This is a genomic window from Streptomyces lonarensis (assembly GCF_012033735.1).
Taxonomy (GTDB): domain Bacteria; phylum Actinomycetota; class Actinomycetes; order Streptomycetales; family Streptomycetaceae; genus Streptomyces; species Streptomyces lonarensis.
Map to the genome: position 1 here is coordinate 1 of NZ_JAAVJD010000436.1, position 1,872 is coordinate 1,872.

A 1,872-nucleotide genomic window follows, 5' to 3' on the forward strand; every position below is an offset into this window, starting at 1 on the left:
GTGCCGCCCGGCGCGCCCGTCCCGGCCCCACCGCGCCGCCCGCCCGTTGCGTGCACCGCAACGGGCGTTGCGTCGTGCGCGCCGGCACGGCACGGTGGCCCGCATGACCTCGTCTGGAACCGAGAACGCCCCGCACCCGCTCCCGGGACTGCTGCCCGCCCCGCGCGCCGCGCGCGCCACCGGGGGCATCCTGACCCTCGACGACGCGACGGTGCTCGACGCCGGCGAGGGCGCCGGCCCCGCCGCCCGCCTGCTGCGGGCCGAGCTGACCGCCGCCACCGGCCTGCCCCTGGACCCGCCCGGCGCCGAGGCGCCGGCCACCGCGATCCGGCTGCGCGTCGACCCCGCGGTCGGCGGCCCGGAGGACTACACCCTCGTCGTCACCCCGCACGAGGCCGTCGTCACCGGCGGCGGGAGCGCCGGGGTGCAGCACGGCGGCCACACCCTGCGGCAGCTGCTGGGCTCACCCGCCTACCGGCGCGCCCCGCTGCCCGGCACGCGGTGGTGGCTGCCCACCGTCGAGATCGAGGACGGCCCCCGGTTCGGCTGGCGCGGCTTCATGCTCGACGTCTCCCGGCACTTCATGCCGAAGGACGGCGTCCTGCGCTATCTGGACCTGCTCGCCGCGCACAAGATGAACGTCTTCCACCTCCACCTCACCGACGACCAGGGCTGGCGGGTCGAGATCCGGTCGAAGCCGCGGCTGACGGAACAGGGCGCCTGGCGCCCCCGCAGCCGGTTCGGCCACCGGGACTCCCCGCTGTGGGACGAGCAGCCGCACGGCGGCTTCTACACCCAGGACGACCTCCGGGAGATCGTGGCCTACGCCGCCGACCGGCACATCACCGTCGTCCCCGAGATCGACATCCCCGGCCACTCGCAGGCCACCATCGCCGCCTACCCCGAACTCGGCGTCACCGACGTCCCCGACGGGACCGGCACCGAGGTGTGGACCGACTGGGGCATCAGCCCCCGCGTGCTGTTCCCCGGAGAGGAGACCGTCCGGTTCTTCGAGGACGTCTTCTCCGAGCTGCTGGAGATCTTCCCCGGCGAGTTCGTCCACCTCGGCGGCGACGAGTGCCCGCGCGACCAGTGGGAGCGGTCGCCCGCCGCCGCGGCGCGCGCCGCCGAGCTGGGGCTCGACGGGGTGGCGGACCTCCAGCCCTGGTTCATCGCCCACTTCTCCCGCTGGCTGGCCGAGCGCGGACGCCGCCTCATCGGCTGGGACGAGATCCTGGAGAGCGCGCCCGAGCACGCCGGCGGCCCCTTCCGGCCCGCCGACCCGGACGACCCCGCCGCCACGGCGGTGGCGGCCGGGCTGGACTCCGGCGCTGCCGTCTGCTCCTGGCGCGGCTACGCCGGCGGGCTCGCCGCGGCGCGGGCCGGCCACGACGTGGTGATGTGCCCGGAGCAGCAGGTCTACCTCGACTACCGCCAGGCCGAGGGGGACGAGCCGTTCCCGATCGCCTACGTGCGCACCCTCCACGACGTCTACCGGTTCGAGCCGATGCCGCCGGAACTGGCCGGAACGGACGCCGGACGCCACGTGCTGGGAGCGCAGGCGAACCTGTGGACCGAGGTCGTCCGCGACCGGCGCCGCGCCGACTACCAGGCGTTCCCCCGGCTGTGCGCCTTCGCCGAGGTGGTGTGGTCGTCGCTGCCGCCGCCTGCCGAGCGGGACACCGCGGAGTTCGACCGCAGGATGGCGCACCACTACCCGCGCCTCGACGCGCTGGGCGTCGAGTACCGGCCTCCCGGCGGCCCGCACCCCTGGCAGCGCGCGCAGCTGCCGGAGGGGATGACCGGCACGCTGGGCAGGCCGCGCGACGGCGCGCCGCCCGCCGGCTGAACCGTGACCGCCGCGGCGCGCCC

The 1,872-nt window shown here is 76.4% G+C and carries 1 protein-coding gene; it reads left to right on the forward strand.

Annotated elements, in window-relative coordinates:
• Positions 1-103: 103 nt before the first annotated feature.
• Positions 104-1,849, forward strand: coding sequence for a beta-N-acetylhexosaminidase (locus tag HCN56_RS25340; protein WP_167974957.1), 1,746 nt, complete (start codon positions 104-106; stop codon positions 1,847-1,849).
• The last annotated feature ends 23 nt before the right edge of the window (positions 1,850-1,872 follow it).

Excerpts from the sequence above, each read along its gene's own strand:
- HCN56_RS25340 (WP_167974957.1), top strand. The coding sequence starts at position 104 with ATGACCTCGTCTGGAACCGAGAACGCCCCGCACCCGCTCCCGGGACTG.